23 protein-coding genes are annotated in these 26215 nt (G+C 64.3%); 8 read left to right on the top strand and 15 right to left on the bottom strand.

What is annotated here, in order from left to right; genetic code table 11:
• Positions 1-182 precede the first annotated feature (182 nt).
• The 4 genes from J2S96_RS04955 to J2S96_RS04940 form a co-directional block, all read right to left on the bottom strand.
• The gene (locus tag J2S96_RS04955) at positions 183-743 is read right to left on the bottom strand and encodes a hypothetical protein (RefSeq protein ID WP_306860494.1); all 561 of its coding nucleotides are present in this window, start codon (positions 741-743) and stop codon (positions 183-185) included.
• Between the two features lie 80 nt (positions 744-823).
• On the bottom strand, positions 824-2191 hold the full coding sequence (locus J2S96_RS04950) for an MFS transporter (RefSeq protein WP_306860491.1): 1368 nt from the start codon (positions 2189-2191) through the stop codon (positions 824-826).
• A gap of 117 nt (positions 2192-2308) precedes the next feature.
• Entirely contained in the window at positions 2309-3229 is a 921-nt protein-coding gene (locus J2S96_RS04945; protein ID WP_306860489.1) for a hypothetical protein, read from the bottom strand.
• Between the two features lie 237 nt (positions 3230-3466).
• Positions 3467-4015, bottom strand: a complete 549-nt coding sequence (locus J2S96_RS04940) for a TetR/AcrR family transcriptional regulator (RefSeq protein ID WP_306860487.1) — start codon at positions 4013-4015, stop codon at positions 3467-3469.
• Positions 4016-4130: 115 nt separating this feature from the next.
• Between J2S96_RS04940 and J2S96_RS04935 the strand changes: the two genes are divergently transcribed.
• Complete coding sequence (locus J2S96_RS04935; RefSeq protein ID WP_306860485.1) at positions 4131-5552, top strand: MFS transporter; 1422 nt, start codon at positions 4131-4133, stop codon at positions 5550-5552.
• 9 nt (positions 5553-5561) lie between these two features.
• Here the strand turns inward: J2S96_RS04935 and J2S96_RS04930 are convergent, their stop codons facing one another.
• Complete coding sequence (locus J2S96_RS04930; RefSeq protein ID WP_306860484.1) at positions 5562-6065, bottom strand: mycothiol transferase; 504 nt, start codon at positions 6063-6065, stop codon at positions 5562-5564.
• 58 nt (positions 6066-6123) lie between these two features.
• On the bottom strand, positions 6124-6462 hold the full coding sequence (locus J2S96_RS04925; RefSeq protein ID WP_306860482.1) for a hypothetical protein: 339 nt from the start codon (positions 6460-6462) through the stop codon (positions 6124-6126).
• Positions 6463-6595: 133 nt separating this feature from the next.
• Between J2S96_RS04925 and J2S96_RS04920 the strand changes: the two genes are divergently transcribed.
• The 3 genes from J2S96_RS04920 to J2S96_RS04910 all read left to right on the top strand — a co-directional run bounded on the left by J2S96_RS04920 (position 6596) and on the right by J2S96_RS04910 (position 9587).
• Positions 6596-6919 carry a hypothetical protein gene (locus J2S96_RS04920; RefSeq protein ID WP_306860480.1) on the top strand — a complete coding sequence of 108 codons (324 nt, stop codon included), beginning with the start codon at positions 6596-6598 and terminating at the stop codon, positions 6917-6919.
• Between the two features lie 147 nt (positions 6920-7066).
• On the top strand, positions 7067-8746 hold the full coding sequence (locus J2S96_RS04915) for an HNH endonuclease signature motif containing protein (protein WP_306860478.1): 1680 nt from the start codon (positions 7067-7069) through the stop codon (positions 8744-8746).
• An 85-nt stretch (positions 8747-8831) separates the two neighbouring features.
• Positions 8832-9587, top strand: coding sequence for an ArsR/SmtB family transcription factor (locus J2S96_RS04910; protein WP_306860642.1), 756 nt, complete (start codon positions 8832-8834; stop codon positions 9585-9587).
• 17 nt (positions 9588-9604) lie between these two features.
• Here J2S96_RS04910 and J2S96_RS04905 read toward each other — a convergent pair whose 3' ends face one another.
• The 4 genes from J2S96_RS04905 to J2S96_RS04890 all read right to left on the bottom strand — a co-directional run bounded on the left by J2S96_RS04905 (position 9605) and on the right by J2S96_RS04890 (position 12651).
• Positions 9605-9958 carry a GNAT family N-acetyltransferase gene (locus J2S96_RS04905; protein WP_306860476.1) on the bottom strand — a complete coding sequence of 118 codons (354 nt, stop codon included), beginning with the start codon at positions 9956-9958 and terminating at the stop codon, positions 9605-9607.
• A 123-nt stretch (positions 9959-10081) separates the two neighbouring features.
• Positions 10082-10888, bottom strand: coding sequence for a pullulanase X25 domain-containing protein (locus J2S96_RS04900; RefSeq protein WP_306860474.1), 807 nt, complete (start codon positions 10886-10888; stop codon positions 10082-10084).
• A gap of 180 nt (positions 10889-11068) precedes the next feature.
• Positions 11069-12094: an adenosine deaminase gene (locus J2S96_RS04895; RefSeq protein WP_306860472.1), complete on the bottom strand. Its 1026-nt coding sequence runs from the start codon at positions 12092-12094 to the stop codon at positions 11069-11071.
• A gap of 200 nt (positions 12095-12294) precedes the next feature.
• The gene (locus tag J2S96_RS04890; protein WP_306860470.1) at positions 12295-12651 is read right to left on the bottom strand and encodes a ParB N-terminal domain-containing protein; all 357 of its coding nucleotides are present in this window, start codon (positions 12649-12651) and stop codon (positions 12295-12297) included.
• A 177-nt stretch (positions 12652-12828) separates the two neighbouring features.
• On the opposite strand from J2S96_RS04890, the gene J2S96_RS04885 reads away from it, so the two are divergent.
• Positions 12829-13734, top strand: a complete 906-nt coding sequence (locus J2S96_RS04885; protein ID WP_306860468.1) for an MSMEG_6728 family protein — start codon at positions 12829-12831, stop codon at positions 13732-13734.
• A 39-nt stretch (positions 13735-13773) separates the two neighbouring features.
• Here the strand turns inward: J2S96_RS04885 and J2S96_RS04880 are convergent, their stop codons facing one another.
• From J2S96_RS04880 to J2S96_RS04865, 4 genes are all read right to left on the bottom strand, one after another.
• A complete protein-coding gene (locus J2S96_RS04880) occupies positions 13774-15270 on the bottom strand; it encodes a sensor domain-containing phosphodiesterase (RefSeq protein WP_306860466.1) in 1497 nt (498 codons plus the stop codon).
• A gap of 118 nt (positions 15271-15388) precedes the next feature.
• Positions 15389-17821, bottom strand: a complete 2433-nt coding sequence (locus J2S96_RS04875; protein ID WP_306860464.1) for a Tex family protein — start codon at positions 17819-17821, stop codon at positions 15389-15391.
• Positions 17822-17945: 124 nt separating this feature from the next.
• The gene (locus tag J2S96_RS04870; protein WP_306860462.1) at positions 17946-18383 is read right to left on the bottom strand and encodes a CBS domain-containing protein; all 438 of its coding nucleotides are present in this window, start codon (positions 18381-18383) and stop codon (positions 17946-17948) included.
• Positions 18384-18515: 132 nt separating this feature from the next.
• The gene (locus tag J2S96_RS04865; protein WP_306860460.1) at positions 18516-18974 is read right to left on the bottom strand and encodes a nucleoside deaminase; all 459 of its coding nucleotides are present in this window, start codon (positions 18972-18974) and stop codon (positions 18516-18518) included.
• A 78-nt stretch (positions 18975-19052) separates the two neighbouring features.
• Between J2S96_RS04865 and J2S96_RS04860 the strand changes: the two genes are divergently transcribed.
• The 3 genes from J2S96_RS04860 (at position 19053) to J2S96_RS04850 (ending at position 24309) form a co-directional block, all read left to right on the top strand.
• Positions 19053-19445 (top strand): GntR family transcriptional regulator, encoded by a 393-nt coding sequence (locus J2S96_RS04860; RefSeq protein ID WP_306860458.1) that lies wholly within the window; start codon positions 19053-19055, stop codon positions 19443-19445.
• Complete coding sequence (locus tag J2S96_RS04855; protein ID WP_306860456.1) at positions 19442-20527, top strand: DUF1648 domain-containing protein; 1086 nt, start codon at positions 19442-19444, stop codon at positions 20525-20527. The genes J2S96_RS04860 and J2S96_RS04855 overlap by 4 nt, the downstream gene beginning before the upstream one ends.
• Positions 20528-20661: 134 nt before the next feature.
• Positions 20662-24309 (top strand): TM0106 family RecB-like putative nuclease, encoded by a 3648-nt coding sequence (locus tag J2S96_RS04850; RefSeq protein ID WP_306860454.1) that lies wholly within the window; start codon positions 20662-20664, stop codon positions 24307-24309.
• 1 nt (position 24310) lies between these two features.
• Here J2S96_RS04850 and J2S96_RS04845 read toward each other — a convergent pair whose 3' ends face one another.
• The gene (locus J2S96_RS04845; RefSeq protein ID WP_306860452.1) at positions 24311-26047 is read right to left on the bottom strand and encodes an MFS transporter; all 1737 of its coding nucleotides are present in this window, start codon (positions 26045-26047) and stop codon (positions 24311-24313) included.
• Positions 26048-26215 lie beyond the last annotated feature (168 nt).

Here is a 26215-nt window from a genome sequence, read left to right as displayed (position 1 = left end):
GCCAGGCCAGCGCCAATACAAACAACGAAAGCAAGCGTCAAAAGCACCACCTCGGCGATGATCACGGACCGCACGCCGAACCGCTCTATGAACCGCACGGCAACCGGCGTCATGAAAACCGACATGGCAGCCAGGGGAAGCATCAGCAGGCCGATCAGACTCCCCGGCTCACCGCTCGGATGTCAAAAGCTCCCTGTAGCCGGGACCACGTCCCCCTTCTCTAGGCGCACCGGGCAGCCGAGGCGCGCTTCGTAGGCGGCAGCCAGGGCACTGCTGTCTGCGCTATCTGAGACCGTGACCACGACATGGGATCCGCCATTGGCCATAGCCACCACCCGGACCCTTGCCTCTTCCGTCAAAAGGGTTCCCGCACGGTCCATGACAGTTCCCGGAACGCATGCTGCCGAACGGATCGAGATGTCAGTACCAGGGAGCTGGTCGCGCAAGCCTGAGATGCTGTCGTTCTCCGGGCCGTGCCACAGGATGACGAGCTTCCCTTGCTCCAGAACGACTGACCCGAAGTTGGGGTCGCCGCTTAGTTCCTTGGTGATGAGGCCGGCCGCCGACGACAGCGTCCCATCCTGCGGTGCCGCTTCGGTAATTTGGACCGGATCGGTAGCTTGTATTGAGCCGGCATGACGCTGGACGCCTCCGTCGCAGGCCGTCAACGCGGCTCCGGAGAGCAGCATCGCAGAGACTATGCTTGGGCGCCCAACGAAGGTCATGCGGTTCACGGAGATCATCTCGCAATCCACGAAACTGATAGAGAGGTATCGAATATTCTACGACCCCGCATGGCCGACCCGCACAGCGCAATGTCCGGCTAACCCACCGCCCCCGGCTTCCGCCAAGCCAACGCCAGTCCGAACACCACCGCGCTCAATCCGAGCATCACCAACACCATGAGCCCCCAGTTCGCCTGGTTCACCCCGGGCCCGTACAGGACACCAATGAGTACCGTCGCCGTGATGGCTCCGAGGTACCTGCAGGTCTGGAAAATTCCGGCGGCCACTCCCCTGTCTTCCGGCCGCGCGGACACATACAAACCCTGGTTGGACGCCGTACTGACCACACCATACGGGACGCCCATCAGCGCAGTGAGCACCAGGACCAGCGGCGGCAAAAAGGACAGTGTCAGCAACCCGAGCGCGCCGGACGCCAGGGCCAAAAGCAACACCCCGACGATCATCACGGACCGCACGCCGAACCGCTCAATGAACCGCACCGTCACCGGCGTCATGAAAACCGACATGGCAGCAAGGGGAAGCATCAGCAGGCCCACCACGCCGGCGTCGTACTTTCCCGCCTGCTGCAGTAACTGCGGAAGGCCGAAGAACGCAAAATAGTAGACCGCGCTGAACACCGCGAAACCCAGGTACAACAGCAGCAACGGTCGGTTCCTCCCGAGCAGCCGCAAGTCCAGGAACGGCGGGGCGAACCGCAACTCGCGCCACGCGAACAGCGCTGCCAGGACCACCGCGACTGCCAGGAACCACCAACGGTAGGACGGCATCACGTTGAGCAGCGCCATCATCGCCAGCGTCAACGAAGCGATGAACGCGAGGATGCCCGGAATGTCCGAATCCCGCAGGAGGGCGGAAAGCTTGCCGCTTTCGCGTCCGACGTCGGGCGGTGCCACCCGCCACACCACAACCAGGGCCACAAGCGAGATCGGCACGTTGATCGCGAACAGCGCCTGCCAGCCGACCAGGCTCACCAGGAGGCCGCCGACGACGGGTCCCACCGCAGCGGCGGAGGTGTTCGCCATCTGGATCCGCCCCAAGGGCCGGGTGGAGCTGATGTTCGCCTGCCGGCTGAGCGTCGAAACCATCACGACGGCGCACGGGTACGCGGTCGCGGTCCCGACAGCCATGAGCGCGCGGGCCACGCAGACCAACACGAAGTTCGGCGAGAACGGCGCCAGCGCGCAGGAAACGGCGACCACTGCCATGCCGAAGGTGAACAACCTTCGCGGACCGAATCGGTCCGCCAGCCGGCCCATGAGCGGCTGGCCGGCGGCCGAGGCGAGATAGAAGGACGTGATTACCCAGGTGACCGTGGCGACGTCGAGCGCAAAATCCCGGCGCAGAACCACGAGGGCCACCGCAATCATGGACGAGTTCAGCGGATTCAGCGCCGTCCCGAGACTCAGTGCAGCGATCGCTAGGCCGGGGCGGGATTTGTTGCTCACGTCCCTAAGTCTGGTACATCGTTGCCTGAGGTCACGAAACGGCGCGTCACGAACCTCGCGCGTCACGAGCCCCGGCGGTCACGAACCCTGCCGGTCACGAACCCCGGCGGGGAGCCGTCAGCTCTGCGGTATGGACAGTTCCGGCTTCCGCTTGCCGTTGGCGTCGTGGGTCAGCGTCGGGACCGGGGGCTTCGGCGGGGCCACTACCGGAGCAGGCGCAGGGGGTGACGGTGGCGGCGGCGCGGGCGGAATGCAGGAGAAGTTGTAGTCGAAGTCTGTGGTGAATTGGGTGAGTGCCACCACACCGCCGGCTGTCAGCGGCGGGGCCGAGCAGAGTTCCACGGCGGACTCCGGTGACGTCGCTCCGGCAAGCCAGCTCTTGAGCCCGTTCAGATTGCTGTTGGGACGAAGCTGGCCCGCGATGACTCCGAATTGGTACGAGGTTGAGTAGATGCCTACCGCCGCGCCAATGCTCTGCAAGTAGGCGGCCATCCCTTCAAGATCGGCGGCGTTGGCCACGGTGTCCCAGGACCACGCATTGCCGGTCTCGACGTCCAGCCACCACATGTGCTTGGCAGGGTCGGGTACCCCGTACCGGTTGACGTCGTCGAAGGCCATGCCGTAACCGTAGAGGTAGGCGCACGCCGCCGACGCTGACCCATCGCAGTTCCCATACGGGTTTGGACGGGAAAGGCCCACGTCCGCATTGGATGCCGGCCACCACCCGCCGTACTGCGCTGGATTGGCGGTGTTGACGTACACGGCGGCCGCCGCTTGGCTTGTCCCGCCCGCCGAGCCGCTGGCCCAGCCCAGCTGCTCGGCGAAACAGGGATTCGCGGTGCCCGGCATGCCACCGTTCACGCCGACGATCGCGAACGCCTGGCCCGAAGGAAGTCCGCCACCACATTGCGGCCAGGAAATGTCGTTGCCCAAGACGATGCCCGAAGCCTGCATGGGTGCGGCATTCGCGGCGGAGAACGGGGTGGCTACCGAAGCAAACAAGAGGCAAGCGACGGCCATGAGTTTTGCGGTTTTCATGATGTGCGTCCTTGGCATGGTTCCAGGGCCCTGCCGGGGCTGTACTGCCGCACATTGCGTTCCAAAAGCAATGGCAGTGAGCCATCTTCGGCTCACTACGGATCCTACGGACGCGCTTCGGAGGCGCCTTGAGTGATCCCTACTCGACTTAGTTAACGATTATGCGAGTGTGGGCCGGTTTTGCACCCGGAGGATGGCCACTGTTGGGGACGGTCGTCGCGAGTGTTCCTGCACGGGTCAGGGAGCGAGGAGTCCGTCGGCCACTACCCCGAGCATCGCTGCCGCTGCGTCGGCGGGAAGTTCGCTGGTATCAACCACTGCGGCAACGCCGCCGACGAGCCTGCTGATCTGGATTGCCTCGACTCCCGGGCGCAAGGCAGAATCCAACGCATTGATTACGCGCTGATTGGCGCCCAGATAGGTCTGGCACTTTGCCGCGAACGGGGAACCAGGGTCCCCCAGCGCGGCGGTAATCCTCGCGGCCGCGCCCTTGTGCTCCGTCAGCATCGAGGCATAGTCGGTTAACCAATTCAGCAACCGCTCCCGCGCAGGAGCGTCGAGGGAGATGGCCCGGTCGACGGCGGTGTTGACCTTATCTGCCCACGCCTCAAGGACCGCGTCGTACAGCGATTCTTTGGTTGCGAAGTGCCGGTAGAGCGTTCCCGGTCCCACCTCGGCCGCTTTGGCGACTTCGTCCATCGAAACGGCTTCGAAGCCTTTGGCACGGAAGATCGCACGCGCAACCTCCACGATCCGGTCGCGGTTGCGTTGAGCGTCAGCGCGCACAGAAACACCTTTCGATACACCATTGCAAAACGGAGAGTGTCTCCGTATAGTTCTAAGCGGAGCAACTCTCCTCTTAGTGTACGTCAGCCCCCTCGGCTAGAACAGGACACCTCCCATGACACCCACAATCGCCACACGTGCACCCGCCGGAATCATCCGCAGAAGCGGAAGTCCGCGCGGCCGCGCCGGCAGCATCGGCCTCTGGCTGGTCATGCTGGCCCAACTGATGCTTGTCCTCGACGCGACTGTCGTGAATGTCGCACTCCCCCACATCGCCACCGACCTCCACTTCGACCGGGCCGAGCTCAGCTGGGTCCTCAACGGCTACGCCGTCGCCTTCGGCGGCCTCCTCCTGCTCGGCGGGCGGATCGGCGACGTCATCGGACGCCGTCGCACCTTCCTGGTGGGCGTCGCAGCCTTCACGCTCTTCTCACTGCTTGGCGGCTTGGCCACCTCACCCCTCCTCCTCGTCATCGCACGCGCGCTCCAGGGCCTCGGCGCTGCATTCGCCGCCCCGAGCGTGCTCGCTCTGATCACCACCAGCGCAAAGGACGACGGCGCGCGCAACCGGGCACTCGCCCTGTTCTCCGCGATTGCCTCGATGGGTGGCGCGCTCGGGCTTATCCTCGGCGGCCTGCTCACCGACACCACCAGCTGGCGGTGGACCCTCTTCATCAACGTGCCTATCGGCGTCGTGGTCCTCGTCGCAGTGCCGCGCCTGGTCGCGGAAACTCCACGGCGGCCCGGGCGCTTCGACATCCTCGGGGCCGTGACCGCGACGGGCGGCGCCGTCGCCATCGTGTGGGGCCTCATCCAAGCGGGCGACGTCGGCTGGTCCAGTCCGCGGACCATCGGCGGCCTGGTGGTCGGGGCCGCGCTGATAGCGATTCTCGCCGTCACCGAGCGGAGGGTGGCCCACCCCCTGCTCCGACCCCAACTACTGCGAAGCCCGAGCCGAGTGGCGGCGTTGGCAGCGATGGCGGCCACCTATGGCGGCATGCTGGCGATGTTCTTCCTCATGGTCCAGTACCTCGAAGACGATCTGCACCTCACCCCCCTGGTGACCGGACTGTCGTTCCTGCCGATGCCGCTCAGCATTTTCGCGATGTCACGGATCGTTCCACGGCTACTCGAGCGGTTCGGGGCCGTCCGGCTGGTCATCTTCGGCACCGCGCTTCGCATCCTCGCTTTCCTGCCGCTCACGCAACTGAAGACGGACACACCGTTCGCCCTCGTTTTGCTTGCGCTTCTGGGCACTGGACTCTCCGCCGGCATGACCTTCATGCCGCTCACGACGCTCGCGCTGCGCAACGTCGAACCCGAGCACGCGGGGTCCGCTGCCGGACTCTTCCAGACAATGCAGCAGCTGGGCGGCGCCGTCGGGCTGGCCATCGTGGCTTCGATCTATGCGGCCTTTGCCACCCCGGGCGACTTCCTGACCGGCGGCCGGGCCGGGTTCTGGTCGGCGACCATCCTTTCGGCGCTCGCCATGGCGGCCGTTCTGGGATTGGTCTTCAAACCTCGAACAGCGGTATGAGGGGTGCGCTCACAGGCCGCCTAGGCCCTTGGCATAGGCGGCCTGTCCCGCGTGCTGAAGGCAATCGGCAATAGTGCTGACCAAGCGGACGCCTAGGGTGACCGGCGGATCCCAGCGTGTGTCGACGATGCGATCAAGGTCCTCGTCGCCGAGCGTTTTCACGAACGCCTCCGTCTGCCGGTGGACGGCGTCGTAGTATTCGAGCAACAGCTCCGGCGAGGCCTGAACGGCGTCCACTTTATCGCTCGAGTGGCCGTAGCCGGTGTCGCGTTCGGGCAGCGGCAGGTTGAAGCGGCCGGCAAACGCCTGGGACGTCCACACCTGTTCGACGCCGGCGGCGGAGGCAAGCTGCACGTCCTCCACTCGACTGAGGTGCCAGATCAACCACGCAATCGAGTTGCCATTTTCTTCGGGCCGGCGAAGCAGGGACTCGGCGTCGACCCCCTCAAGAGTGGCGGCCACTATGTCGCGGATCCGGGCAAAGGCATCCAGCAAAAGTTCGTTGGATTTCATTGCGTCCTTTCAGTGTTCTTCATTGCGTCCTTTCAGTGTGTTCTTCGCTGGGTTCTTCTCACTGCGTTCTTCGCTGGGACGCCACGAAGTCCCGGGCCTCATGCGCCAGTGCCAACCACGACTCCTCATCGTCGGCCGTGACGGTGAGCCACTCCCTCATCGCACGGCCCTTTCCGGCATCAAACGGCGCGCCATCTCCGGTCCCGATCAGCGCCTCCACACGTTGGTGCGGCAGCTTCACAACAAGCTTGCCTCCGGAGAGCATCGCAAAGATCGAGCCATGGACCTTCAACGCGTTCGAACCGAATCCACGCTGACCCGGTTCTCCAGGCACGCTCACGCCCTCGCTGGCCCTGAATTCCTCAATAAGCACGGCGAAACGCTCCTCAGGCAGCATGGGACCATCTTCCCGCCCAGGGTCCCCGGGAACAACCGTGAACCGCCAACCGATCCGCCCGCCGGACAAACATGCGGCGGAGCGGCGGGCATAAACTACAAGCAGAACCCCTTCCGACGCCGGGGAGCTCATCATGGACACTGAATTCGCCGATGTCATCGGTCATGATGTCACGACGATCACTTGCCTCTGCGGAAACACCGTCAGCAAAGAGGGACTGATCCAGGCCAATTCGCAGGGCATCCCTGTTTACGCGGATGCGAACACTCCGGTCCCCGCCGGGCTAGCCTCGTGGCCCGACGATGAGGATCTCTACACCCTGTGTCCTTCATGCGGCCGGGTCTACCACGACACCACCATTGAAGAGACAGGGACCGCGCCGGTCGCCTTCCAGGTGGACGTCACCGCCGGCCCGATCGCCGAAGCGATCCGGATTCACTGGGATCTGAACAGCTGATTCTTAAGGCCGCCTTGCCCCAGCCCCACCCTGCGCGACGTCGGTTGGGGGGTGGTGGTTGGTGGTTGATGGCTCGGTTCGCGGCTTCCCGCCGTCGGCGGTTCGCGGCTGCCTAATAATGTCAGACCCCCGTGACAGGGTTTATTCATGGAAGGCATCGGTCAACTCGTGGCACATCGGGCAACCCGGCCCGACGGCGGGATTGCGTCGCTGGGACGCCATTCGCGCCGCCTAAAGCCAGTCGCTGCCGTAAACGTAAAGTCCTTCGCTCCAGTGCACGCCGAGCTTCCCAACCGGGCCGCCGCCGTACCGTCGCCGCAAAGTGGCCTTGATCAGGCCGTGGCGGCGATCGAGGCGCTGCGTTCAACCGCAATCTCAGACGCCCGCGTGTTTGGTTTCCTTGATGCCGCGGATTTCGCCAGCAAGGTCGAAGAGTTCTCGCGGACGGTTGAGTTTTTGCAGATCGTTGCAGCCGGGGCCGTGGAGCGGACGCGGAGCGAAGCCCAAGCGGCACGGCAGTCGCCGTCGACGCCAGGGTGGAGGACGGGCTGGGCTGAATCCACCGCCGATGCCGCAACCACAGCGTCCGGGCTCGCCGCCGCACCCGACGTGGCCGACGACGGTTACCGGAATGCGGCCGAGTTCCTGCGGGCCACGCTGCGCATCGGAATCGGCGAGGCACGGCGCCGGCTCGCGCTCGCCGCCGGCACGCTCCCGCAGACAGGGATCGCGGGGCAGGAAGTTCCCGCACGGCACGGGGTGCTCGCGGAGGCTCTCGCCTCGGCAGGCGTACCGTCCCGTTCGGCCACGGTGATCAACGTGGCCCTGGATCAGGTGCGACACATCGCCGATGGGGAAACCGCCCTGAAGATGGAGCAGTCGCTGACCCACACCGCGGTGCAGAGCGATCCCGATTTCGTGTCCCGGATGGCGAAACGCTGGGTTGATGCCATTGACCAGGACGGATCCGAACCCAGCGAGGAGGAACTCCGCCACCGCCAAGGAGCGTTCATCCGCAAACCCCGCCGCGGCCTACATCACGTGGAGATCTTCGCTACTGCGGAACAATTCGAGACCCTCACGACTGTCATGAACACCGCCACCAACCCACGACTCCGCCACGACACTGACGGCCCCCAGGATCCGGATTCGGGGCCCAATCCCGGCGGCTCACCGGTGGTCTCGGGGCACGACGCCGACGCCCACCCCTCGCTGGATCGCCGCTCGCGGGCGCAAAAGCTGCTAGATGGACTGGTCGGGGCCTGCGGAGTGGCGCTGTCCACGGGAGAGCTGCCGTCGAACGGTGGTCTCCGGCCACAGGTGATGGTGACCATCGACTACCGCGAGCTCCTGGACCGCCTCGAACACGAAGCCTTCACCGCCGGTGGAGCCCGACTGAGCACCAGTACGTCGACATTCCAAGGTCCGATCCACCCCTCGGTCATCCGCAAGATCGCCTGCGACGCGGACATCATTCCCGTCCTGCTCGGCAGCGACAGCCGCGTCCTGGACATCGGCCGCACCACAAGGGTGTTCCCGCCCCACATTCGCAAAGCGATCATCGCCCGGGACCAAGGCTGCGCCTTCCCCGACTGCACTATCCCCGCGCCCTGGTGCGAAGCCCACCACATCTCCTACTGGTCAGACGGCGGCAGCACAGGAACCGACAACGGCACCTTGTTGTGCAGCCACCATCATCACGTTATCCACAAAGAACGCTGGAAGATCACCGTGGAGTCCGGTGTGCCATGGTTCAAACCCCCACCCCATGTCGATCCCCGCCAGACACCCAGGCGAAACGTGTACTTCCGGCCCGAACGGACGTGAGCCTGCACGGGAGATGAGCCGGTTTCGGACGGGAGACCGCCCGAAACCATTGACGTGTGACCATATGGTCACCTATTCTGAAGCCATGGACGCCGTGTTCAAGGCACTCTCCGACCCCACCCGCCGGGATCTGCTCGATGAGCTCTTCCGCGAGGATGGACAGACGCTCAGCGCGCTTGAAGCACGGTTCGACATGACCCGTTTCGGGATCATGAAGCACCTCAGGATCCTTGAGGAGGCCGGGCTGGTTGTGACCCGCCGTCGTGGTCGCGAAAAGCTCCATTACCTGAATCCGGTACCCATCAGGCTCGTCCACGATCGCTGGGTGAGCAAATATGCAGAACCATGGGCCGCTGCGTTGAGCGACCTCAAAACCAGATTGGAAAGTCCCGTGGAAAAGATCTTCGAAATCTACATCAAGACCACGCCGGAACGGCTTTGGGAAGCCATCACGGACAGTGACACCCGCAGCAAGTACCAGTTCGGCAACACCCACACCGCTGACTGGACGCCGGGCGGGCATTACGAGATGCACAATCCCAAGGCCAACGGAATGGTCCTCGGCGAGGGCGAAAACCTGGAGGTCGATCCCCCGCGCCGGCTCGTACAGACCATGCGCGCGCTCTGGGGCGAGGACGTCAAAGCCGAGGGCACATCACGCGTCACGTGGGAGATCGAACCTGTCGGCGACTCATGCCACCTGACCGTCACCCACAGCGACCTTCGCGAAGGCGGCAACGACCAGATCTACGGCGGTTGGCCGATGATCCTCTCCGGCCTGAAGACGTGGCTGGAGACCGGCGAGGTCCTCACGACTCCGGGTTCATTGCTGTATTCGTAAGGTCAACCGCGCCGCTTTCAGGACCGGGCGGCGGGAGCGAGGGCCGCGTTGAGGTACTCCAGGTGCGACAGCGTCGGTGCAGTCGAGTTCGCCGCATATTCCGGGTGCTTGGTGAGGAACTTCTGGATGAACGGGCACACCGGTACGATCCCGAGTCCTTCGCTCACAGTCTCCTTCAGCGCAACTTCGGCGAGCCTGCCCGCGAGCCCTTGTCCGCCATACTCCTCGTTGATCACGGTGTGGTAGAAAATCCGCTGCGGGGACCCGTCGTCGTCGTACGTTTTGTAAGCGGCCTTACCGATCACGTGGCCGTCAGCGAGCACCTCAAAGCGCTCCCGGTCAACGTTGTGGCGGATAGTGGCGTCGGTCATGGATAGCTCCTTGCATCGGGGTCCTCTTGACCTTAGCTAACTTCGGGGCACGGGCGCTTTGTTCCCAGACGCAGGTTTTCTCCAAGCCCAGACGGGGACTTGGAGAAAACCTGGCAGTTACGGCTAGGCCGTGACGATGTCGCGCGTGGCGTGGTCGTACGTGAAGGTGATCTTGCCGCCGTCGTGCTTTAGCTCGTGGTTGGCACCGTCACGCACGCCGAACGCGCCGTAGTTCTCGTCCCACGAGCGGTTCAGCGCGATCTTGTAGTTATAGAAACCGGCAGGGAGCGTTGCGGTGAGGGTCCACACCTTGCGACGGGAGTTGAACTTCATCTGCACCTCGTCGTACTGCGGGGCCCAGTCCTCCGGCGCGCCGAGAATCGTGTTGAAGTCACCAGCGATCGCGACGGCGGATGGCTGCTCGAGCTTGTCGACGGCGGCAGCCGCTTTGGGTGCGGCAGCTTCCTTCGGGGCTGCCTTGGCGGCCGGGGCCTTCTTGGCTGCGGGCTTCCTGGCAGCAGCCTTCTTGACCGGCGCCTGCGTGACCGGTGCCTCCGCGACAGGGGCCGTCGGAAGCGGGGTGTCTGCCGGAACGGGGGTGCCCTGAGCCAAGGCAGTAGCGAACTCCTCCGGCGTGGCGAAAGCAACCGTGGCACGAAGGCCGTCCTCGGTGATGGTCCAGCCCGAACGGCCCTTGACCAACCAGCCGGCCTTGACCAGCTTGGCGGTCTCCGTCGTCAGGCTCTTATGACCGCGAGGGATGCCTCCACTGAGCAGCTCACTCTCGCGCTCATCCAGCGGCACACGCACAATCGCCTCTGCCAGGATCTCGCCGGCATTCAACGACTTCTCGGACCACGTAACCTCAGCCAATACGTCCAGGACGGTCTTGAGGCGGGCACTGCTTCTTTCGACGGTGGACTTGGCCACTGGGTCTCCTTCAACGGCGAACATTCCTTCAGCAGTCTGCCAATGTTCTGTAAATTCTGGCGACTATTCTTGGTAAACACCGTGTGTCGTGTCCCACTATTACGTGCAAACAGCAACAAGCGATGGAGGGGTCTCGGATACCGGACGGTAACTAGGCGCTCGGGTACCCTGCTGCGAACCCTACTCTCCCAAGACTTTCTGCCACTGCGAAACTTCGGCCAATAGTTCAGCTTTCCGGGCCTCGTCCGCGAAGGACGAACGCACCGAATTCGCCGCCAAACGCGCCCGGTCAGCGACCGTCAACCCGTGCACGGCGACAAGCTGCTCGAAATTGTCGTCCACGTAGCCGCCAAAGTATGCGGGATCGTCCGAGTTCACGCTCACATTCAGCCCGGCTGCCAGCATCGCGGGCAACGGGTGCTCGGCCAGGGTGTCCACGGCGCGCAGCCGGACATTGGACAGGGGGCACACTGTCAACGGAATCTGCTCAGCTACCAGTCTTTCCACGAGGGCCGGGTCCTCCATGCAGCGGATGCCGTGATCAATCCTCTCGACGCCCAGCAGATCGAGGGCTTCGTACACATAGGAAGCAGGACCTTCCTCGCCCGCGTGGGCGATGCGTCGCAGTCCGGCCTCCGCCGCGCGGCGGTACAGTCGTTCGAACTTCGACGGCGGATTGCCCACCTCTGCTGAGTCCAGGCCTATGCCCGCAATCGGCGCCTTCATGGCAAGAAGCTGCTCCAAAACCTCCAGCGCAGATTCCTCGGACATATCCCTCAGGAACGCGGCAATCAGGAGCGTCGAGACGCCGAACTCCTCCACCGACGTCGCGAGTGCCGACGCCACACCATTCACGCATGTCTCCAAGGCCACCCCACGCGAGATGTGGGCCTGCGGATCCATCATGACCTCAACGTGCCGCACGCCACCGGCCGCGGCGCGTGCCAAATAAGCCCGGGTCATGTCCGCAAAGTCCTGCTCCGTGCGCAACACGGCCATGTTGGCGTAGTACAGATCCAGGAACGACTGCAGATCCGTGAACTCGTACCGCGCGCGCAGTTCGTCCAAATCCGCGTACGGAAGCTCAATCCCGTTGCGTTCCGCGAGCGCGAAAATCAGCTCAGGCTGAAGCGTCCCCTCGATGTGTAGGTGCAGTTCGGCAACCGGAAGAGCCGCCGTCGTCGTCGATTCGCCAAAAGTTTCCACCCGACAAGAGTAGGCCAGGCCACCTTCGCTCAGCTTTTCAGGGCAGATACCGGTTAATCCCCCGCAATAGCGCCCCAAAGACCGGATGGCGCTGCCAACGGCGCCTCATGACGGCACCCCGGGCGCGGTCCACCGTTCGAAAGAGAGTATTGGGTCTGCTTGGCTGGAGTTCGCTGGGGGCCTTGACCGGAACGACCAGATCACGGCATTGGCGGTTCCTGGTCCCGAGAACGCCTGGCGATCGCTTCCATGATTTCGTGCTCGCTCAAGCCACGCTGCTCTTTGCCGTGCTCGACGGCGAAGCGGAGCGCGTCGCCGCGCTCCCCTTGATGCACTTCCGCCCGGATTGCCCCGCGGCCAAGCCGCTGCGCTGCCGCCACGCGATGGTAGCCGTCGGCGAGCAGGAGGCGTCCGTGAATGTTGTAGACCATCACGGGAGGCGATTCGTCGAGATGTTCCACGTAGTACGCCACGCGTTCTGGATCGAGGTGAGGGTGACCCTCTACGATCGGCTCCTGATCAAGATCGGCCAGCGGAACCTCCGTGATTGGCATCATGGCACATTCTTGCACTCGACAACCTCTCAGCGACATTACGTGGACGCGCCAGGCCCTGCCGTAAGTAAGTGGTGGCGCGTTCCGTAACGGCTGCGGTCGAGCGCTTTTAGCGGCAGCGAGTGCAAGACCACACGGCGTCAACTTGGATCTACGCCCCTCGGCCCTCAAACTGAAAGGGTGCAGACCTTCCTCCCGTTCCCCGATTTCAAGCAAAGTGCTGCCGTCTTGGACACCGCAAGACTTGGCAAGCAGCGTGTCGAAGCACTGCAAATCCTTCGCGCACTGGTGATCCCCGAGTTCGGCCGTCCCTCGCACCCCGCTATCCGCATGTGGATGGGCTACGTCCCCGCGCTCACTCTTTACGCACTGGCCATGGTGGACGAATGGGAGGCCCGGGGCAATCCGGACAACACCCGCGCCAGCATCACCGAGTTCGCACCCCAGGCCGCCCACCCTGACTACGCCTCCAAGATTCCGATGCCGCCATGGCTGGGCGACGCCGATTTCCACCTGAGCCACCGCTCCAAGTTGCTCCAAAAGGAGCCCCGGTTCTACGCCGAGCTCTTCCCGGACACTCCGAAGGACCTCGAATACCTGTGGCCCGAGCCCCGGCACGAGTTCATCCCCGAAGACCCCTACGAGGACTTCATCTGGGTGCTTCGCGCCCCGGTGGGCGACGTTGAACCCGAGAAGATCGACAAGGTGGGGATGCCGGCGGCAGGCAAGGCCAAGGCTGCCAACAGCGACGGCGACGGTTACCAATTCGTCTACGCTTCGGAAAGCTCCCGCCGTCCGGGCAAGACCGCCCGCAAGGCCCCCGTCCAAAAGGTGAAGAAGCCCACCCGCAACCGCCAACGCCAGGACGAGGCGTTCCGGACGCTCCCCGGTAACACGCCTGTCCTCGTCCCCGTCGAGGGCGGTGCGAAGTTTGCCCTGGGCAAGATCCACGGGCGGCCTATCACCCTGGAAGACGGCAGTTTCGCTCGCAACTTCGAGGTCACCAAGATCATGGATCGCAAGGACTTCGACTACCCGGCCTTGTTGCAGGATCCGCGGGCGTTCTTCCCGATCCCGGCACTTTAGCGGCCCGAGCTCAACCCCGACGAATGAGCGCCCGGGTTCCTACTGATCCACCGAGTGCCCATTCAGCGACGTACTCGGCCGTTCCTCGTGGGGCAACCCGCCGCCCCACCTCACCCAGTCCTCAGGCTTTACCGACGGGCGCCCCAGGAGGTAGCCCTGGGCCGCCGTCATGCCCAAGCGGGTGACCACGGCCAACTCGCCATCGGTCTCGACGCCTTCGGCTATCAGTTGCGCGCCGATCTCCCCGGCGAAGCCAACCATGGCGGCGCCCAGGGCGGCCTGGCCCGGGTCGGTGTCTATACCGGCGATGATGCCCCGATCAAGTTTGATAACGTCCGGCTTGAGCAAAAGAATGTGCCGCATGGACGCGAAGCCCGCACCGGCGTCGTCGACGGCGATCCTCAAACCGGCGCCGCGCATGGGCGCGAGCGCCGCAGCGAGTGGTCCGTAGTCAGCCACTTGGTGGCGTTCCGTCACCTCGAGCACGATCCGGTCCATGGAGATCCCTGAGTAGGCCAGGATCTCCGGGAGCTGTTTGTCGAGGCACGCCTTTGGCGAAAGGTTGACCGAAACCGACAACGAGCAGGGCAGTTCGATCGCGGAGGCAAGGGCGCTCTTCAACACAAGGAGTTCAAGCTCGACATCCCGCCCGACCTCGGCAGCTTCCACGAACCAAACCTCCGGCGAAATTCCCGGAGAGCTCAGGAACCGGGCCAGCGCCTCGGCGCCGATGATGGAGCCGGTTTCCAGTGAGCGGATCGGTTGGAACGCAGTCAGGAAGGAACGCTCGTCCACCATCCGTTCGATGCGGGCGGCCATCTCGGCCAATGCCGCTTCGTCGGCTCCTCCAGCGTCAAGAAGCCTGCTGGTGCCCTCGAAACCGCCGGGCTTTCCGCCGGCAGTGCCCAGTGACCGTCCGGAGACTTCGACCAGGACCCTATGACCGTCCTTGTGGCGGCACACTGCGCTGACTGCCCACCGGCGGGCAGAGCCCTCGCTGGTGGTCCTTGCCTCCACCGCATCTCTTAGGTCATGGGGATCGATGATCAGGCTGAAATGCCTACCCAGCAGTTCGGAAGGCTCATATCCGGTCAATTCCGCGGACGCCGGACTGGAAAAGGTGAAACGCCCATCGGCTCCAATGGCCCATAGCCACTCCTTGCTGGTGGTCAGCACCGTGTCCATGAGCCGATTGGTTTGGGAGGCTTCAGCCCGTTCGCGGAGTTGCTGCCGCACTAGCGACGTCGATCCGTAAAGCACAACGGGAATGATGATCAGGGCGATGACCTCGGGAAGCCAAGCGGGCCAGCCCGAAGCCTCCCAAAAATCGTCTGCGGCAACCAACGAAAGGCCGAGGGCAAACGCAACGACTACCTGCAGAACGATGATGACGGAGAGCCACCATTTAGGCTTGCCGCGGGCGCTCCGGGCGCCGCGGGCGCCGCGGGCGCTCCGGGCGCCGCGGGCGCCGCGGGCGCCGCGGGCGCCGCGGGCGCCGCGCTGCTTCCCGCCGCCATTCATGCTGTGCAAGTTCATTCGGAGATCCCCCAAGCAAGAAACTAAGACTACTTATCTTCCCTGACTTGCCACCTCGCGTCCGTGCGCCACGGCACATCTTCGCAGCCGAAGAATGCCGTAGGAGGATCCTACTCTCCTACTTCCCCAAGCCGGCCCTCCGGAGCGCTTCCGCCATGGCGGTATTCACCGGCGGGTTGGGAGCCGCCTGCGTTCTCTGCTGAGCCCCGCCGTTCCGTGAGCCCGACGCCGGACGCCCCTGGCTGCCGCGATCACCGCGCGCGCCGCCGCTCCCACGCTCGCCTCGCTCCCGCTCACTGCCGCGCGGGCCGCGGTCACGCCTATTGCCTCCCGACCCGGAGCCGCCCGCGGTGCCGGGTTCGTCGTCGAGCCTCAGGGTGAGCGAAATCCGCTTACGTTCCGGATCCGCTTCCAGGACCTTCACACGCACCACCTGTCCGGATTTCACGATCTCGCGGGGATCGGACACGAACTTGTTGGCCAGCGCGGACACGTGGACCAGGCCGTCCTGGTGCACCCCGACATCCACGAAAGCCCCGAACGCCGCCACATTGGTGACCGTGCCTTCCAGAATCATGCCGGGCTTGAGATCGGAAATTTTCTCGATGCCTTCGGAGAACGTCGCCGCGGCAAATGCCGGACGGGGGTCGCGGCCCGGCTTTTCGAGCTCCGACATGATGTCTCGCACCGTGGGCAGGCCGAACGTCCCATCCACGAACGCCTGGGGATCCAGCGAGGACACGGCAACTCCACGGGCGGCAGCCACGATCTTCCTCGCCACCGAATACGCTTCCGGGTGGACGCTCGAGGCATCGAGCGGCTCCGCTCCCCCGGTAATCCGCAGGAAGCCCGCGCACTGCTCAAACGCCTTGGCACCCAGCCGAGGCACTTTCTTGAGGTCGGTACGCTTGGCAAACGGGCCGTTCTCATTGCGGTACGCCACAATGTTTTCGCTCAAGAGCGGCCCCACGCCGGCCACCCGTGCCAGCAGGGCGGGCGACGCCGTGTTCACGTCCACACCCACCGCATTCACGCAGTCTTCGACGACGGCGTCCAGCGAACGGTCCAGCTTCGCAGCCGTGACATCGTGTTGGTACTGCCCGACGCCGATCGACTTTGGTTCGATCTTCACCAATTCGGCCAGCGGATCCTGCAAACGCCGCGCGATGGACACGGCACCGCGGAGGGACACGTCCATGCCGGGCAGTTCCGCGGCGGCGAGCGCGGACGCCGAGTAAACGGATGCCCCGGCCTCGGAAACCACGAGCTTCTGCAACGTGGGGCCACCGGACGCGGCCACATTCTTGATGAGCTGGACGGCGAGCTTGTCTGTTTCGCGGGACGCCGTGCCGTTGCCGATCGCCACGAGCTCGACGCCGTGCTGCCGCGCCAAGCGCTCCAGCGTCACCAGTGCCTCGTCCCACTTCTTGGCAGGGGCGTGCGGGTACACCGTATCGGTGGCCACGACCTTGCCGGTGCCATCAACGACGGCCACCTTCACGCCCGTGCGGAGCCCCGGGTCCAAGCCCAGCGTTGCGCGGTTTCCGGCTGGAGCCGCAAGAAGCACATCGCGCAGGTTGGCGGCGAAAACCCGGACGGCTTCATCCTCGGCCTGCGCGAACATGCGGCTGCGCAGGTCGTTGCTCAGCCGGTCCAGGATGCGAGAGCGCCAGGCGATCTGCGCGGTCTGGACAAGCCACGAATCGGCGGGCCGGCCGCGCTCGGCGACCCCAAGGCACTTGGCCACGGCGTTCTCGTACCGGCCGCGCGCGGCGGCCAGGGCGTCGTCGTCGGCTGGTTCCGCTTCGGCGAGATCGAGCTCGAGGACTCCGTCGTTCTCGCCGCGCAAGAGCGCGAGCACCCGGTGGCCGGGCATCCCGGACGGCACTTGGGTGAACTCGAAGTAGTCCTTGAACTTCTGCCCCTCGGTTTCCTGGCCCTTCCGCACCCTCGAAACCATGCGGCCCTGGGTCCACAACCGCTCGCGCAGCTCCTCGGCGAGGTCGGGGTCCTGGGATACCCGTTCCACGAGGATCGAGCGCGCTCCCGCGAGCGCCGCGGAGGCGTCATCGATGGAGTGTTCGGCGTTCAGGTACTTGGCGGCCTCACGTTCCGGCTCGAGCTGCGGGTTGGCAAGAAGCGCGTCGGCGAGCGGCTCGAGGCCGGCTTCGCGGGCGATCTGCGCCTTGGTGCGCCGCTTCGACTTGAAGGGCAAGTAGATGTCTTCCAGGCGGGACTTGGTATCCGCGCCGACGACGGCGGCCTCCAGTTCCGGAGTCAGCTTCCCTTGGGCGGCAATCGCTTCAAGGACCGTTCGACGGCGGTCCTCGAGGTCCCGCAGGTACCGGAGCCGTTCCTCGAGCTCGCGCAGCTGGGTGTCATCGAGCGTACCGGTGGCTTCCTTGCGGTACCGGGCGATAAACGGGACGGTGGATCCGGCGTCGAGCAGTTCAACCGCTGCCTTGACCTGCCAGGCCTTCACACCGAGTTCTTCGGCGATCAGGGCGTGGATGGCGGCATCTGCTGACTGGGTTTGGGAAAGATAACTCACCCTGACATTTTGCCTTACGGAATTGCGCTCACTAAAGGGGGCGTCCAGCGCTGAAGTCCGGGGCCCACATGCGGAAGCGCCACGGCCGGTGGGCCGTGACGCTTGATGGATGCGAAAACTGCGGTTAGCCCAGTTGCGCCATGGGAGTCTTGGCGGAGATGTGCTCCACCAGTTCGCCTACGCGCTCCTCGGTGTAGTTCCGGGCGATGTCGCCCTGGCTGATAATGCCCACCAACTTATGGTCGGTGATCACGGGAAGGCGCCGGACCTGGTGCTTTTCCATCAGGTCAATGGCTGCGTCGATGCTGGCATCGGCTTCGATCCAGATCGGCGTGCCCTGGGCGAGATCTGCCGCGGTCAGCCGGTCAGCATCCGATCCCTCGGCAACGCACCTGACCACGATGTCGCGGTCAGTGATGAATCCTTTGAGTTTTCCATCGTTGCCGCAGATCGGCAGGGAACCGACGTCCAGATCGCGCATCAGGACCGCTGCGTCACGCAGCGACTGGTCTTCCTTGACGCACTGGGCATTGGTGGTCATGAATTCGCGCACAACACTCATGAGTCCTCCTTGATCGATTTGGTATCGACGCGGACCCCCGGCACCGACGCCGATGCTGTCAGCCTACGCTTGGAGATCAGCCGTGGCCAGATGCTGTTTGTTCCACTGGATGACCCCGTTAATCCCCCCGGATTACTCGGCGATATCCTCGGCCCACAGTTCCGGATTCTCTTCCTGGAACGTGCGCATCATGTCCACGCACCGCTGGTCATCGAGGACCACCACCTCCACTCCCCGGGACCGCAGCAGCTCGAACTCGCCCCCGAACGTGCGCGCCTCCCCCACCACCACACGCGGGATCTTGAACTGGATGATGGTGCCCGCGCACATGGCACACGGCGCGAGGGTCGTATAGAGGGTGGTGTCCCGGTAGCTCTTTTGCCGGCCGGCTGCGCGGAGGGCAGACATTTCCCCGTGCGCGATGGGATCCCCGTTCTGGACCCGTTCGTTGTGCCCGCTCGCGATCACCATCCCTCCACGGGCGAGCGCAGCCCCGATGGGAATGCCGCCTTCGCGAAGGCCCTCCCGGGCTGCCTGGTACGCGGCCTCGAAGGCCGGATCTTGGGAAGGTTGGGCGTCAGACTGGGTCATTCGAAGCCTGCTTTCCGGGAGACGATGATCTACCGCTACTTGTTCTATAACTTATATAATAAAGACGGAGGTGGAGCGATGATCCTCAACGTGGACCTGGCCAGCGAGGTGCCGATCTACCAGCAGATCCGGGACCAGATCGTGGAGGCGATCGCCGACGGCGTGCTGGCTGAAGGCAGCTCGTTGCCGTCCACCAGGACGCTCGCCGCTGACTTCGGGATCAATTTCCACACCGTCAACAAAGCCTATGACTTATTGCGCCAACAGGGCCTGATCCAGCTCAACCGCAAGACCGGGGCGGTGGTGACCGCGACGGTCGCGGACCCGCCGTTCAGCGCCGAGTGGGCGGCGAGGGCACGGACCCTGCTGGCTGAGGCCCTCGCCAAGGGACAAGCGGCCGACGAAGTCCTCAAGAACTGTCAGTCGATACTCGAGTCATTTGGAACCACCCGGCCAAAGGAAACACCATGACCATCGCCATCGTCCTGAGCTTCGCGTTGGCAGCACTTGTGCTTGCCATCGCCCTGGCCCTGCCCTCGATCAACAGTCCGACGGTTCCCTTCGGGGTCCGTGTGCCGGCCCAGCGTGCCGAGGACCCTGCCGTGGTGAGGCAGACCCGCATCTACCGTTGGCGGGTTCTCCTGAGCGGGATCGTCACCACCGGCGTCTGCCTTGCCATTTACGCAATGACTGGCGAAACGTTGCTCCTGCCGCTGTCGGTGCTGGTGCTCGTCGGCTTCTGGTACGGATGCTTCTTCCTGGCCAACCACGAGATCCGGGCCGCCAAGGCCGCCGGAGCTTGGTATGAGGGAGTACGCCAAGGCATCGCGGTGGATACCGGACTGCGGACCAATCCCCCGCGATTCCCCTGGCTCTGGCTGGCGCCTGGGTTGATCATCATTATCGCCACCGCGGTGATCGGCATGATCGCCTACCCGTCGATGCCTGACGTGCTCGCGGTGCACCGCGGCGCTAACGGCATACCGGACCGGCTGGCCGCCAAATCAGTCGCCACCGCCTTCTCGCTGGTGTTCGTGCAGATCGGCGTTTCGGCCGTACTCGTGGGAATCGCGGCGGCCATCATCTTCGGCAGCCGGCCCGACATCGACCCTGCGCACCCGGCAGGCTCCGCGCACTGGCACCGCCGTTACATGTTATTGGGTGCCAAGGCACTCCTCGGATTGCTCGCGATGATCAACCTGGCGATGCTGGGATCATCGTTGCTGATGTGGACCGGCACGGTCACGCCATGGGCGTCGCTGGCGGTCGTGCTCCCGATCCTGGCCTCCGTCGCAGTGGCCGTCGTAGTCTTCGCCCGGAACAACCGCGCGCGGGACGAGGGCGAGGACGACACCGGCCTGGCCCACCGGGAGGACGACAAGTACTGGCGCAGTGGCTTGTTCTACGTCAACCGCGAGGACCGCGCACTGATGGTTCCGCGGCGCTTCGGCCTGGGGTGGACCCTCAACTTCGGCAATCCCCGGGCAACGATGCTCCTGGCCGGCATCGTCGCCCTGGTTGTCCTGCTGATCACCATCCGTTTCGGCGGCTGATCCCGTTGCGCTGACCCAACCCATCCGGGCTGCCTTACTGGCACTCACGCCGGGGCTGCCTTACTGTCGGACCGCACTGATAGCTTGGCTTCATCAGCTCAACGGTCTGGGGGCCTCAAAAGTCTAGGGGAACGGTGTTTTTTCTCGATTCAGTAGTTGCAGGGCAAGCGCAGGATTTGGTGTTTTCTGCCAGCGACCTCGTGACGGCCTCCACCTGCGAGTATCAGTTGCTGCGCAAGTTGGACGAGAAGCTGGGCCGTTCGCCGAAGCCGGCCTTCGCCGTCGACGAAATGCTGGTACGCACCGCCGCCCTGGGCGACGTTCACGAGCACAGGGTGCTGGACCGTTTCGTGGCCGAGTTCGGCACCTGGGATCCGTTGGCACGTAAGGGCGTGTTCGACGTCGTTCCCGCCGAAGCGATGGACCGCACCACCCTCCAAGCCAAGCATGCGGAATCGATCGAGGCGCTGCGATCGGGCGCGGATGTGGTGTTCCAGGCAGCGTTCTTCGACGGTCAGTTTCACGGACGGTCCGATTTCCTCGTCAAGCAACCGGACGGCAGCTACGCGGTTTACGACACCAAGCTCGCCCGCCATGCCAAGGTCACGGCCCTGCTGCAACTGGCTGCATACGGCGACCAGCTTCTCAAGGCGGGAATCACTCCTGCCGCGGAGCTGACGCTTGTCCTCGGGGCTACCATTCAGCGGGACGCTGGCGGCTTCGACTATGTGCACAGCAACCACCGGCTCGCCGATGTCCTCCCGGTGTTCCGTGAACGCCGGGACCGCTTCCTCGCGTTGACGGACGCGCACCGATCGCGCTTGGAGCCTGTCCAGTGGGGCACGCCCGGAGTCACCGCTTGCGGTCGGTGCGACTACTGCAAAGAGCAAGTGCGCCTCCACCGGGATCTCCTGATGGTGGCAGGGATGAGGATGACCCGGCGCAAGAAGCTCATGGAAAACGGCATCTTCACCGTAGACGCTCTCGCTGAGATGCCCGACGCCGCCGATTCCGCCACCCGGCGGCTGCAGGAACAAGCCCGACTGCAGACCGGAACAGCCACGCCCGACGGCACCGTCAACTACACGGACAAATCCGGCCAAGCCAAGAGCATCAGCTACTCCGTTCTGGAGTCCAACTCCTTGGCACGGCTCCCCCGGCCCGATGCGGGAGACATCTTCTTCGACTTCGAAGGGGACCCGCTCTGGCAAGACCCGCTAACCGGCCGCTGGGGATTGGAGTACTTGTTCGGCGTGGTCGAGAACCCCACGGAGCCGGGTGGGAAGCCCGTGTTCAAACCCTTCTGGGCGCACTCCCGGGCTGAGGAGCGGCAGGCGTTCATCGACTTCCTCGAGTACGTGGAAGAACGCCGCATGAAGTATCCGGACATGCGGATCTACCACTACGCCGCCTACGAGAAAACCGCGCTGCGCAATTTGTCTGTCATCCACACCGTGGGCGAAGCAGCCGTGGACAACCTCCTCCGCGAAGGCGTGCTCGTGGACCTCTACGACACCGTGCGGCACAGCATCCGCATCTCCGAAGATTCGTACAGCATCAAGAAACTTGAGCCGCTGTATATGGGCGAGCATTTGCGTTCGGGCGACGTGACCGACGCCGGAGCCTCCGTGGTTGCCTACGCCAACTACTGCATGGCCCGGGACGCGAACCGCGAAGATGAAGCGGCAACAATCTTGGCCGGCGTTTCGGACTACAACGAGTACGACTGCCTCTCCACGCTGGAACTGCGCAATTGGCTGCTGGGCCTGGCCGCGGAACGCTCCATCGACCCCGGTCTTCCACTTGCTTCGGGCCCCGAGCTACCCGCGGAAACAGAGCCGGACAAATACCAGGCCGCGCCCGAAGAAACAGCCCTCCTCGACTACCTTGCGGAATTGCCGGACGATTCACTTCGATCAAACGACCACCGGGCGGTGGCCTTGGTGGCTGCCGCGGTGGGCTTTCACCGGCGTGAGGACAAGCAATTCTGGTGGGGGCACTTCGACCGTCTGGACCGGCCGGTCTCCGAATGGGAAGACACCCGGGACTGTTTCATCGTGGAGGGCGGGGAAGTTGTGGAGGACTGGGCCAAGCCGACTCCCCGCAGCAACCCGGCGCGGAAAGTCCGGCTGTCCGGCCACGCTGCCGACGGATCCGGTTTCGCGCCCGGCAAGAAGTACTTCCGGATGTATGAGCCACCCCTCCCCGATGCCTTCCTCGGCAAGAACGAAAGCGCCCTCGGCAGATCGGGAATGTCCGGCACGGAAGTGATCGAGGCTGTTGGTCCTGACGACCTTGATGACGGCAGCACGCTTTCGGGGCCCGGGGACGTCGTCTCGGACGTTGTCACCATTTCGGAGCGACTGCCCAAGAATGCCGGCGAATACTGGCAGCTTCCCATGGCCTTGACGCCGGATGCTCCGGTCAACACCGACGGGCAGAGGAAGGCCTTGAGCGAACTGGCCGCCAAGGTTCATTCCAATCTGCCGTCGTGGCTGAAGGATCCGGCGTTGGACCTGTTGCGCCGGGTCCCCCCGAGGCTGGCCACGCTTCCGGAACTGCCCGCCGTCGGCTCCGGTGATGATGCATATGTGGACGCGATCACCGCCGCCGTATCCGATCTGGACCAGTCCTACCTCGCCGTGCAGGGCCCACCCGGTACAGGCAAGACTTACGTTGGCTCGCACGTTGTGGCGCGGCTGGTGCGTGCCGGCTGGAAGGTAGGGGTTGTTGCACAGTCCCATGCCGTCGTCGAGAACATGCTCCATGCCGCGGTGAAGGCCGAGGTGGACCCTGCGCTCATCGCCAAGGAAATGAAGCATGATGACCCCGTTCCGTGGAGCCAGCAGGCCAAGGACGACATTGCGCGACTGCTTGGATCCCCGGGAGGTTGCCTGATCGGGGGCACCGCGTGGACCATGACAGGCCGAGCGGTTCCTCCGGGATCCTTGGACTTGCTGGTGATCGACGAAGCCGGCCAGTTCTCGCTCGCCAACACCCTCGCCGTAAGCCGGGCAACCAAGCGACTACTGCTCCTCGGCGACCCACAGCAACTTCCCCAAGTCACCCAGGGCAAGCACCCCGAACCGGTGGATGAGTCTGCCCTCGGCTGGCTTGCCCACGGCCTGCACACGCTGCCCGCGAAGCTCGGCTACTTCCTGGCAACCTCGTGGCGCATGCACCCGGATTTGTGCGCTGCGGTATCGGAACTGTCCTACGATGGTCGGCTGCGTTCAGCACCGGCCGCCTCCATGCGGCGCCTCTCCGGAGTTCCGGCCGGGATCGAGTGCGTCTTGGTCCCGCACAGCGGCAATTCCACGCAGTCTCCGGAAGAAGCGGTGGAGGTAGTCCGCCAAGTGAGGGCGCACCTTGGCCTGGCGTGGCTGGACCCGGGGGAATCAGCGGAAGAACGGCCGCTGCGTGAAAAGGACATCCTCGTGGTGGCTGCCTATAACGCCCAGGTACAGCTCATCCAGCACGAACTGAGGGCGGCTGGGCTTCGCGGCGTGCGGGTGGGCACGGTGGACAAGTTCCAGGGCCAGGAAGCGCCCGTGGTGATCGTGTCCATGGCCGCGTCAGCTGCCGCCGAGGTACCTCGCGGCATGGAGTTCCTGCTCTCACGCAACCGGATCAACGTGGCGGTATCGCGGGGTCAGTGGCGCGCCGTCGTCGTCCGCTCACCTGAGCTGACCAACTACCTGCCTAGCCAGCCGGAAGGGCTGGAGCAGCTGGGCGGTTTTGTGGGGCTGTGCCAGCGCAACGGCCCAGCTGACTCGCACTAGGTTACTTGCTCGGTGATGCCGGATGTTCCTTGTACTCGTACTTGCCGCCGCGCAGGGCCGAGGCAAATGCGGCCACCAGGCACGCAGCAATTGCAAAAGCGAACGCCACAGCCAACCCTTCGGCGAAGGGGCCGGAAATCAGGCTCGGGAAGAAGGAACGGCCAGTCAGGAAGGCCGAATCCTTGGCGGGGAGGGCGCTCAGCACTTTCGGTCCGAGCAGGGTCTGCACGGGGTTGTAGCCCAGCAAGGAGGAGAACAGCACAGATACCGGGGGCAATTGTGCGATCTTTGCGGCGTCCGCGGCAGCCACCCCGTGCGCCGTCAGGCCCGAGCTCAGTGTCTGCGGCAGCGTCCTCGCCAGCCCGGTGATCATGAGCGAAAAGAAGATACCGATAGAGAGCACCATGGCCGAGTTCTGGAACGTGGTGCTCATGCCCGCCCCCACGCCACGACGGTTGGGCGGCAGTGCGTTCATGATGCCGGCCCGATTGGGTGCGGCGAACAACCCCATGCCCAGGCCGTTGACCAACAATGCCAGCGAGAAAGGCAGGTAGGTGAAGTTCACGGGCAGCACAAGCAGCCACAGGAAGCTGGCCGCGGCCACCACCATGCCCAAAGTGGCCAGCAACCTGGCCCCGTGGTGGTCGGACAGCCAACCGGAGACGGGGCCTGCGATCAGGAACCCCGCGGTAAGGGGCAGCATGTAGATCCCGGCCCAGAGCGGAGTGGTTTCAAAGCTGTAACCGTGCTGCGGTAGCCAGATCCCTTGCAGCCAGATGATCAGGATGAACATCAGGCCGCCCCTGCCGATGCCGGACATCAGGGAGGCCAGATTTCCGGCCGTGAACGCACGGATACGGAACAGTGCCAGATGGAACATCGGCTCGTCTGACCTCATCTCAACCCAGCAGAACACCACTAGTACCGCGGCGCCTCCGATCAGCGCCGCGAGGACCCACGGGTTGGTCCAGCCCATGGTGTTGCCGTCGTACGGTTGGATGCCATAGGTGATGCCGACCAGTACCGCAATCAGGCCTACCGCGAAGGTTGCGTTGCCCCACCAGTCCAGTTTGGCCGGTTGCCTGATCCCGGTGTCGTGCAGGCTCAGGTAAGCCCAGACAGTGCCCGCCAGTCCCACTGGCACAGAGACAAGGAACACCAATCTCCAGTCCAGCGGACCCAGCAGGCCGCCGATAATGAGGCCCAGGAAGGACCCTGCGATGCCAGCCACCTGGTTCAGGCCCAATGCAAGGCCGCGCTGCTCGACCGCGAAGACGTCAGTAATGATGGCCGTTGAATTGGCCATGAGCATGGCGCCACCGACGCCTTGCAGGACGCGCATGATAATCAGCCAGAGGACGCCCGCGGTTCCGGAAAGCCAGGTGAGGGACAGCAGCACCGAGAACACGGTGAAGATGGCGAAACCGGCGTTGTACATTTTCACCCTGCCGTACATATCTCCGAGCCGGCCGAAGGTAACCACTAGCACCGCAGTGACCACCATGTAGCCCATAACCAGCCACAGGAGCATGCTTGTGTTGCCGGGGGTCAGCGGATCGACCTGGATACCGCGGAAGATGTCAGGCAGGGCGATCAGCATGATGGAGGAATTGATGGTTGCCATCAGCACGCCAAGTGTGGCGTTGACCAGGACCGTCCACTTGTAATGCGGGCTGGCAACCGCCTGCTCGATGCGGGCTTGGCGTTTGCTCCTGACCAGCTGGGTCTTTGTTGCCATCACAGCCACCCCTTCCCGGCCCGGGGCCGCTTCGGGATTGTTACCTCACTAAAACCCTAAACCCGGAGCCGCCCTTGGGAACCACCCAGCGGCGACGACTTGGTTCTGATTCTCCTGGAGCGCGCGATTCTGCTGGATCATTCCCCGTGTGCCAGGAGAATTCCGCCT

The sequence above is a fragment of the Arthrobacter bambusae genome (assembly GCF_030812595.1).
In the GTDB taxonomy this organism is placed as follows: domain Bacteria; phylum Actinomycetota; class Actinomycetes; order Actinomycetales; family Micrococcaceae; genus Arthrobacter; species Arthrobacter bambusae_B.
This window is presented reverse-complemented; position numbering and strand designations above follow the sequence as displayed.

Excerpts from the sequence above, each read along its gene's own strand:
- J2S96_RS04905 (WP_306860476.1), bottom strand. The coding sequence starts at position 9,958 with ATGACCGACGCCACTATCCGCCACAACGTTGACCGGGAGCGCTTTGAG.
- J2S96_RS04925 (WP_306860482.1), bottom strand. The coding sequence starts at position 6,462 with ATGCTGCCTGAGGAGCGTTTCGCCGTGCTTATTGAGGAATTCAGGGCC.
- J2S96_RS04890 (WP_306860470.1), bottom strand. The coding sequence starts at position 12,651 with ATGATGCCAATCACGGAGGTTCCGCTGGCCGATCTTGATCAGGAGCCG.
- J2S96_RS04920 (WP_306860480.1), top strand. The coding sequence starts at position 6,596 with ATGGACACTGAATTCGCCGATGTCATCGGTCATGATGTCACGACGATC.
- J2S96_RS04955 (WP_306860494.1), bottom strand. The coding sequence starts at position 743 with ATGATCTCCGTGAACCGCATGACCTTCGTTGGGCGCCCAAGCATAGTC.
- J2S96_RS04855 (WP_306860456.1), top strand. The coding sequence starts at position 19,442 with ATGACCATCGCCATCGTCCTGAGCTTCGCGTTGGCAGCACTTGTGCTT.
- J2S96_RS04915 (WP_306860478.1), top strand. The coding sequence starts at position 7,067 with ATGGAAGGCATCGGTCAACTCGTGGCACATCGGGCAACCCGGCCCGAC.
- J2S96_RS04930 (WP_306860484.1), bottom strand. The coding sequence starts at position 6,065 with ATGAAATCCAACGAACTTTTGCTGGATGCCTTTGCCCGGATCCGCGAC.
- J2S96_RS04860 (WP_306860458.1), top strand. The coding sequence starts at position 19,053 with ATGATCCTCAACGTGGACCTGGCCAGCGAGGTGCCGATCTACCAGCAG.
- J2S96_RS04935 (WP_306860485.1), top strand. The coding sequence starts at position 4,131 with ATGACACCCACAATCGCCACACGTGCACCCGCCGGAATCATCCGCAGA.
- J2S96_RS04865 (WP_306860460.1), bottom strand. The coding sequence starts at position 18,974 with ATGACCCAGTCTGACGCCCAACCTTCCCAAGATCCGGCCTTCGAGGCC.
- J2S96_RS04910 (WP_306860642.1), top strand. The coding sequence starts at position 8,832 with ATGGACGCCGTGTTCAAGGCACTCTCCGACCCCACCCGCCGGGATCTG.
- J2S96_RS04945 (WP_306860489.1), bottom strand. The coding sequence starts at position 3,229 with ATGAAAACCGCAAAACTCATGGCCGTCGCTTGCCTCTTGTTTGCTTCG.
- J2S96_RS04845 (WP_306860452.1), bottom strand. The coding sequence starts at position 26,047 with ATGGCAACAAAGACCCAGCTGGTCAGGAGCAAACGCCAAGCCCGCATC.
- J2S96_RS04880 (WP_306860466.1), bottom strand. The coding sequence starts at position 15,270 with ATGAACTTGCACAGCATGAATGGCGGCGGGAAGCAGCGCGGCGCCCGC.
- J2S96_RS04870 (WP_306860462.1), bottom strand. The coding sequence starts at position 18,383 with ATGAGTGTTGTGCGCGAATTCATGACCACCAATGCCCAGTGCGTCAAG.